At 55.4% G+C, this 8,358-nt stretch carries 8 protein-coding genes; 3 read left to right on the top strand and 5 right to left on the bottom strand.

The genetic code is table 11. The features are described from left to right. Nucleotides 1-122 precede the first annotated feature (122 nt). From ACR0JR_RS06530 to glyA, 5 genes are all read right to left on the bottom strand, one after another. Nucleotides 123-545 (bottom strand): universal stress protein, encoded by a 423-nt coding sequence (locus ACR0JR_RS06530; RefSeq protein ID WP_010441645.1) that lies wholly within the window; start codon nucleotides 543-545, stop codon nucleotides 123-125. Nucleotides 546-623: 78 nt separating this feature from the next. Beyond that, on the bottom strand, nucleotides 624-1,997 hold the full coding sequence (locus ACR0JR_RS06525) for an alanine/glycine:cation symporter family protein (protein WP_029621957.1): 1,374 nt from the start codon (nucleotides 1,995-1,997) through the stop codon (nucleotides 624-626). 25 nt (nucleotides 1,998-2,022) lie between these two features. Then, on the bottom strand, nucleotides 2,023-2,967 hold the full coding sequence (gene lipA / locus ACR0JR_RS06520; RefSeq protein ID WP_480455491.1) for a lipoyl synthase: 945 nt from the start codon (nucleotides 2,965-2,967) through the stop codon (nucleotides 2,023-2,025). A 14-nt stretch (nucleotides 2,968-2,981) separates the two neighbouring features. Further along, on the bottom strand, nucleotides 2,982-4,361 hold the full coding sequence (gene lpdA / locus ACR0JR_RS06515; RefSeq protein WP_480455490.1) for a dihydrolipoyl dehydrogenase: 1,380 nt from the start codon (nucleotides 4,359-4,361) through the stop codon (nucleotides 2,982-2,984). Nucleotides 4,362-4,372: 11 nt separating this feature from the next. Next, entirely contained in the window at nucleotides 4,373-5,626 is a 1,254-nt protein-coding gene (gene glyA / locus ACR0JR_RS06510; RefSeq protein WP_480455489.1) for a serine hydroxymethyltransferase, read from the bottom strand. Nucleotides 5,627-5,772: 146 nt separating this feature from the next. Between glyA and ACR0JR_RS06505 the strand changes: the two genes are divergently transcribed. The 3 genes from ACR0JR_RS06505 (at nucleotide 5,773) to ACR0JR_RS06495 (ending at nucleotide 8,358) form a co-directional block, all read left to right on the top strand. Next, nucleotides 5,773-6,375 (top strand): helix-turn-helix domain-containing protein, encoded by a 603-nt coding sequence (locus ACR0JR_RS06505; RefSeq protein WP_480455488.1) that lies wholly within the window; start codon nucleotides 5,773-5,775, stop codon nucleotides 6,373-6,375. A gap of 91 nt (nucleotides 6,376-6,466) precedes the next feature. Next, complete coding sequence (locus ACR0JR_RS06500; RefSeq protein ID WP_480455487.1) at nucleotides 6,467-7,426, top strand: dihydrodipicolinate synthase family protein; 960 nt, start codon at nucleotides 6,467-6,469, stop codon at nucleotides 7,424-7,426. Beyond that, the gene (locus ACR0JR_RS06495) at nucleotides 7,417-8,358 is read left to right on the top strand and encodes a 4-hydroxyproline epimerase (protein ID WP_480455486.1); all 942 of its coding nucleotides are present in this window, start codon (nucleotides 7,417-7,419) and stop codon (nucleotides 8,356-8,358) included. Before ACR0JR_RS06500 ends, ACR0JR_RS06495 begins: the two co-directional genes overlap by 10 nt.

Here is an 8,358-nt window from a genome sequence, read left to right as displayed (position 1 = left end):
CCCCAATGGATACTGAACAGGCATCTCCCACCCAGCAAAATCAACCAACTTACCACCCAACTCAACATGCAAAGCGTGAAGAGGCGTGCGTTTAATCTCGCCCATAGCCAGAGCCTTTCTAATCAGCGGGATTGGTCACGAACGACTGTTACAGTGCAATGCGCGTTACGCACGACACGTGACAGGTTCGGGCCAATCTCATAATTCGGGAAATCGCCTTTGGTCGATGCCATGACGATCAGATCGAAGCCTTCCTTGTACGCAAGCTTCAGGATTTCGCGGTAGACGCTGCCTTCTTCGACATGTACCGGAACGTCACCGGCATTGCCGTGATCCAGAATGGCCTGAATCGCGTTGCGTACATGCTCTTTGGCACCCGCACCATAGTTGGCAGGCAGGTTAGGGAGCTGGATGATCTCGGGGATAACGGCCACTGCGTGCAATTCAGCACCATAGAATTTTGCCTGTTCCAGCGCGAGCGGCAGGGCGTTCTTCCATGAGCGGTCGTCGGTGTGATCAATTGGCAGCAGGATTTTCGTGGCCATCACGTCTCTCCTCGAGATATAGAAATCTGTTTCAAAGCCCGGGGGCCACTCTGGCCCCCGGGGTATGTTTATCCAGGTTTATTCGGCTGGTGTGCCACCTGGCTCTTCGGACTTGCCACCCGAAGCGAAGAACTCTTTCGTCAGCTTGATGACGATCGGGCTCAGCAGCGCCAGGGCGATCAGGTTCGGGATAGCCATCATGGCGTTCAGCGTATCGGCAAGCAGCCAGATGAAGCCTAGATCCGCGGTCGCTCCGAAATAGATCATGACGATCCACAGGACGCGGTAAGGCATCAGCGATTTGACGCCAAGCAGGAACTCGACACATTTTTCGCCGTAGAACGACCAGCCCAAGATGGTGGTGAAGGCAAAGATCGACAGAGCGATGGCGATCAGATATCCACCGATCCCCGGCAATGATAGCTCGAACGCGTGGCTGGTCAGAGCGGCACCGGATTCACCAGACGTCCATGCACCCGACGAGATGATCGCCAGACCGGTGATCGAGCAAACGATGATAGTGTCGATGAACGTCCCCAGCATCGCGATCAGGCCCTGGTTGACCGGACCTTTGGTCTCGGCTGCGGCGTGCGCGATCGGAGCGGAACCCAGACCCGCTTCGTTCGAGAAGACACCACGTGCCACACCAAAGCGGATCGCAGCCCAAACAGCGGCACCCGCGAAACCACCTTCGGCGGCCGAGGGGGTGAAGGCGTAGGTGAAGACCAGTGACAGCGCATGTCCGATGTTGCCGATGTTGATCAGCAGTACCAGCAAGCCCGCGATGATGTAGGCGATTGCCATGAACGGAACCAACTTACCGGCAACTGCGCCGATCCGGGTGATGCCGCCCAAGATCACGGCGGCTGTCAGAACCATCAGAACAACACCGGTGACTGAGGTGTTGAAACCGAAATTCGCTTCCAGAACCTGGGCGACACCGTTGGCCTGTACACCGTTACCGATGCCAAAGGCTGCGACAGCTCCGAACAGAGCGAACGCAACGCCCAGCCAGGCCCATTTCGCACCCAGACCGTTTTTGATGTAGTACATCGGACCGCCGACATAGTTGCCCAACTCGTCTTTCTCGCGGTATTTCACGGCGCAGACAGCTTCTGCATATTTGGTGGCCATGCCCACCAGGGCGGTCATCCACATCCAGAACAAGGCGCCCGGACCGCCCAGGAAGACAGCAGTGGCCACACCGGCGATGTTACCCGTACCGATTGTCGCCGACAGCGAGGTCATCAGCGCGTTGAACGGGCTGATCTGCCCTTCGCCCTGACCTTCACGGCCTTTAAACAGCAGGCTGAAGCCTGTGCCGATGCGCAGGATCGGCATGAACTTCAGCCCCACCTGCAGGAAGAAGCCAACGCCGAGGATGAGGACCAGCATTAGCGGCCCCCACACGACGCTATTAATAGCCCCTACGATTGAATTTAACGCTTCCATGGTTTCCCTCCCATTTGCGTCAGGTTTATGCCCTGTTTGCGATGGCCCGCTGGCGGGCTTGCTTAAGGGCGGCAAAGTCTTCGTCCGCGTGGAACGACGAACGGGTCAGCGGGGTTGCTGACACGTGCAAAAAGCCCTTGGAACGCGCGATTTGTTCCAGTTGGGCGAATTCTTCCGGAGTCCAGAATCGGTCGATCGGGTGATGTTTCGGCGTCGGCTGCAGGTATTGACCGACTGTCAAGAAATCGACGTTTGCAGCACGCAGATCATCCATGACTTGTCGGACATCATTCAGTGTTTCACCTAATCCAACCATCAATCCGGATTTGGTGAAAACTTCGGGATTTGCGCGTTTGGCATCGTCCAGCAACCGTAGCGAAGTATAGTAACGCGCACCCGGGCGTACAGTTGGGTAGAGGTGCGGAACAGTCTCAAGATTGTGGTTGAACACATCCGGAGCAGCCTCAAACACCACTTCTGCAGCTTCTCCCTTACCCAGAAAATCGGGGGTCAGAACCTCGATCGTTGTGATAGGGTTCTGATGGCGGACCGCACGGATTGTCTGTGCAATATGCTCAGCCCCGCCATCGTTTAGGTCATCGCGATCAACAGATGTGATGACGACATGACGCAAGCCCAGTTTCTTCACCGCTGCGGCCACCCGACCAGGTTCGAAAACATCCAGGGCATCGGGACGCCCGGTTGAGACATTGCAGAATGAACAGCCGCGCGTGCAGACTTCGCCCATAATCATCATGGTAGCGTGCCGCTTAGACCAGCATTCACCGATATTTGGGCAGGCTGCCTCTTCGCAGACCGTCACGAGATCGTGGTCCCGCATCAGGCGGCGGGTTTCATAAAACTCGGGGCCTTGTACCTTTTTCTTGCGAATCCACTTGGGTTTGCGTGGGATAACGCTATCTGCCTTTTTGGCTTTTTCCGGGTGACGGGGACGAAGCTGGATGGTCATCTGGCGGCTCCGGTTTAGGCGTGAATCGCGCGGCCTAGGGCGTCGAGGCAGGCTTCTTTGACAGCCTCACCCATCGCAGGGTGCGCATGGCAGGTTGCAGCAACTTCGGACACGGTTGCCTCCTTGGTCATCGCCAACACCAATTCTGCGATCAGATCGCCACCATGAGCGCCACAGATATGCGCGCCCAGAATCTTGCCGTTAGTGTCTGCCAGTACTTTCACCGCACCGTCTGTTTCTCCGGTCGAGCGCGCGCGCGAGTTCGCCATGAAGGCGAATTTGCCGACGGAATACTCGGCCCCGGCGTCTTTCAGCGCTTCTTCGGTCAATCCTACCGAGGCGACTTCGGGATCTGTGTACACAACGCCCGGCACGGTGTTGTAATCGACATGCCCGGCTTCGCCTGCCAGCATTTCAACGCAGGCAACACCGTCTTCTTCGGCTTTATGTGCCAACATTGGGCCGGGAATGCAGTCACCGATGGCGTAAATGCCTGGCGCTGATGTCTGGAATGTACTGTCAACCTCTATGACGCCACGTTGGTTCACAACCACGCCCAGCCCCTCTAGGCCAAGCCCTCGGGTGACGGGGCGGCGACCGACAGCGATCAACACCTTGTCGGCCTCAATCACTTCTTCCTTGTCCTTGCCAACGCGATCCACGGTCAGGGTCAGACCTGCATCCGTTTTGTCGACCGATTTCAACGCCCGACCCAATTGGAACTTCAATCCACGTTTGGACAGGGCGCGCTGCGCCAGTTTGGCAATCTCACCGTCAATTCCGGGCAACACCCGATCCAGATATTCAACCACCGTGACCTTGGCGCCCAGACGTGCCCAGACCTGCCCCAGCTCCAGACCGATAACGCCTGCACCGATCACCACCAGATGTTCGGGAACCGTCTCCAATGCGATCGCACCTGTTGAGCTGAGGATGTCCTGCTCGTCTATCTCGATTCCCGGCAATGGTGTGGGTTCCGAGCCCGTGGCAATCAGGATGTTCTTGGCTGTGTGGACATCTTCTCCAACTTTAACTTGCCCGGCGGTGGGAATGCTGGCCCACCCCTCGATCAGATCGACGCCGTTTTTCTTGAACAGGAACGCGATGCCTTTGGTCAGGTCGCCTACGATCTTGTCCTTGCGGCCCATCATCGCTGGTACATCGATGCTGGCCCCCTCGACCGCAATACCGTGGGAGGAGAGATGTGCAAGTTCGGCATATTTGGCCGAGGAGGTCAGCAACGCTTTGGAGGGTATGCACCCCACATTCAAACAAGTCCCGCCGAGCGCACCACGGCCCTCAACGCACGCTACTTTCATGCCCAATTGAGCTGCGCGGATCGCGGCGACATAGCCGCCTGGTCCGCCCCCGATGACAATAAGATCGTAAGTCATTTGGTCTTCTCTCAGTAGATCGGGTGGCTTGCGCAAAGGGCGCGGACTTTTTCGCGGGTTTCCTTTTCGACGGCCTTATCCCCGTCCGGCGATTGGGCCAATGCGTCCAATACATTGCCGATCAGGTGACCGATCTGCTTGAACTCTTCCGGACCAAAACCCCGGCTGCAGCCAGCTGCGGTGCCCAAACGAATGCCGCTGGTGATCGTCGGTTTCTGGGGGTCACCCGGAACGCTGTTTTTGTTGCAAGTGAAGCCTGCACGCTCCAGCGCAGCTTCAGCGTCTTTTCCGGTTACGCCGATTGGGCGCAGGTCGACCAGCATCAGGTGGTTTTCGGTTCCACCAGAAACGATATCGCAGCCGCGCGCTATCATTACATTCGCCAATGCTGACGCGCTATCCACGACACGCTTCATATACTCTTTGAATTCGGGTTTCAGTGCTTCTCCAAATGCAACGGCTTTTCCTGCAATCACGTGCATCAGAGGGCCGCCCTGCAAGCCGGGGAAAACGGCTGAGTTCATCTTTTTTGCTAACGCTTCGTCGTTGGTCAGAATAACCCCGCCACGCGGTCCACGCAGGGTTTTGTGCGTGGTTGATGTTACAACGTGGGCGTGGCCAACTGGCGAAGGATGCAGACCTGTCGCGACAAGCCCTGCTATGTGGGCCATGTCGGCCAGCAACCAAGCACCAACTTCATCCGCGATGGCGCGGAAGCGTGCAAAGTCAATTTTTTGCGAATAGGCCGATGCGCCTGCAATGATCAGTTGGGGTTTTTCGGCTTTGGCAAGTTCCTCAACCTGATCATAATCAATCAGCCCGGCTTCGGTCAGTCCGTACTGGACCGGACGGAACCACTTGCCGGATTGGGCAGGTTTTGCGCCGTGAGTCAGGTGGCCACCAGCATCCAGCGACATACCCAGGATGGTATCGCCAGGGCTAAGTAGCGCCAGTTTGACGGCCCCGTTGGCCTGTGCACCCGAATGGGGTTGGACGTTTGCATACTCGCAACCGAACAATTGTTTCAACCGTTCGATCGCTTCGGCCTCGACTTCATCCACATATTCGCATCCACCATAATAGCGGCGGCCAGGATAGCCTTCGGCATATTTGTTGGTCAGCACAGAACCCTGTGCATCGATCACAGCCTGAGAGACAATATTTTCAGAAGCGATCAGTTCGATCTGTTCAGCCTGACGTTTGCCTTCGCGCGCAATCGATGACGCGATGACCGGATCGGCTTCAATGAGCGACTTATTGAACATTATCTCCTCCATCGACCATGCTCCCCAAACAGGAAATTATGTTTCCTATAGTGGAGAATGTACCGATAAGGCAACAAATATTTAGCAACAGGAAAGTTGTAGGATGTTGTGGAAACCTTTAACCTTCAGAAAAAGGGGAGAATTATATGGTTGAGGACCACCCAAATGATACTTCTGGAATGGATGAATTGGGCGATGGAGCTGTACTAGGACGCTCGATCCGTGATGCGCGTCGTGAAAAAGGCTGGACTTTGGAAGAGGCTGGTCGGGCAGCGGGAATCGGTCGATCCACGCTTTCGAAAATTGAAAACAATCAAACGCGACCTAGTTTTGACATCGTGCGAAGGCTGACACAGGCACTGGGTATGAGCACGCCTCAACTGTTCCTGCAGTCAGGACAGACCGGCATATCAGGGCGACGCGATTTCACCGCCAAGGGTGAGGGTGAAATCAAGAACACACCTACCTATTTACATGAGCTTCTGTGCACAGAGCTCACAAGCAAGCGGATGCTTCCCTATATCGCGACGATCAAAGCCAGAGATATTTCAGAGTATGATACTTGGATCAGGCACAGTGGCGAAGAGTTCATGTATGTAATCAGCGGCGAGTTGACGTTTGTATCCGAACACTATCGACCATTGCCCATGAAAGCTGGGGATTCACTATATTACGACAGCAGTATGGGGCACGGATGCATCTCAACCAGCAAAGAAGATGCCCAGGTGTTGTGGGTATCGCTCGAGTGAAACCGATGTGACGGTTTGTTTTGATAACCGCGTTGTTGTTGGGACGGAATTAGAATTTGAGCACTCTCAATCCGAACAAAAGAAGAAGCACATGACACAGAATATCTTTGCCGGCACGATGCCTGCATTAATGACACCCTGCCTGCCTAATCGGGCTCCGGATTTCGATGCTTTGGTCAAAAAGGGCAAAGAGATGATCGACGCCGGCATGTCTGCCGTGGTGTATTGTGGATCGATGGGCGATTGGCCTTTGCTAACGGATGCGCAAAGGATGGAAGGCGTTGAAAGGCTGGTTGATGCTGGATTGCCTGTGGTTGTTGGCACAGGTGCCATTAACTCGAAATCAGCGGTCGCGCATGCAGCTCATGCGCAGAAAGTGGGCGCATCAGGTCTGATGGTTATTCCACGTGTTCTTTCGCGTGGCTCGTCGATCGCGGCACAAAAGAACCATTTCAAAGCCATCTTATCAGCAGCACCCGACGTTCCAGCGATTATCTATAACAGCCCAGTATACGGTTTTGCGACCCGCGCTGACTTGTTTTTCGCACTCCGGGCCGAACATCCAAATCTGGTCGGTTTCAAAGAATTCGGAGGCAAAGACGATCTGAGATATGCTGCCGAATTCATTACGTCTAAGGACGATCAGGTTACGTTAATGGTCGGTGTAGACACCGAGGTCTATCACGGTTTCGTAAATTGTGGAGCCACGGGGTCAATTACTGGGATCGGCACGGCGCTGCCGAAAGAGGCGCTGCTGCTGGCGGCACTGGCCAAGAAAGCCGCGACTGGTCACGCCGAAGCCCGCCTGCGCGCACGCGAATTGGATGAGGCGTTTGGCGTATTGGCAAGTTTTGACGAAGGTACGGACCTCGTTCTGTACTATAAACATCTTCTGGTCCTGAATGGTGAAGATGAATACCGTCTGCATTTCAACGAAAAAGACGAGTTGTCTGACGCGCAGCGAAACTATTGCGAACAGCAGTATGAACTTTTCCGCGACTGGTTCAACGACTGGGTCCAACAGGGTGGGGTCATCGCTGAATGCATGTGATCGACAGCCATACCGGAGGAATGCCCACGCGTGTCATTCTGGATGGCGGTCCCGATCTGGGGTCGGGGTCGGGGTCGGTGGCAGAGCGGGCAGAACGATTGGCGATGCAGCACGAGCAGTTCTACAAATCCATTCTGCTAGAGCCGCGTGGCCAGCCCGGAATGGTTGGTGCACTTCTTGTGGAGCCCGTAAACCCGGCCTGTGCCGCGGGCGTTATCTATTTTGACGCTGATGCGGTGCTGGGGATGTGCGGGCATGGCACGATCGGTCTGGGTGTGACACTGGCTCATTTGGGTCGGATCGGAGTCGGTGTGCACCGGATCGAAACCCCTGCAGGAGAAGTGGTGATTGACCTGAAGGACCCAAACACCGTTGAGGTTACGAATATCGAAAGCCGCCGGGTGCGTCAGGCGGTTACTATTGATGTCGACGGCTACGGGTCAGTGACCGGAGACGTAGCTTATGGCGGCAATTGGTTTTTTATTGTCGACCCGAGCCCAATGTCTGTTGAACCTGCAAACATCAGTTCATTGACTGACTTTACCATTGCTATCCGCGAAGCCTGTATCTCCCATGGTGTTGGCGGTGAGAATGGCGAGCCTGTCGACCATGTTATTTTGCAAGGCAAGTCTCCGAATAAAGGGGTCCACAGCCGAAACTTTGTTCTATGCCCTGATAACGATTATGACCGCTCACCCTGCGGCACTGGCAGTTCGGCGCGTTTGGCTTGTCTGGCGGCCAGTGGGCAGCTGCGAGCCGGAGAAGAGATTGTGCAGGAGAGTGTGATCGGAAGTAGCTACCGGTTGTTCTATGAACCCGGGCAGGTTGGGGGTGTTGTTCCAAGTTTAACCGGGCAAGCATACGTGATGGCTGAAAGCACATTGATCTTTGCTGAGGGCGATCCGTTCCGAACCGGAATAATCAGACCGTAA

It is taken from the genome of Ruegeria sp. AA3, from assembly GCF_056542905.1.
This window is presented reverse-complemented; position numbering and strand designations above follow the sequence as displayed.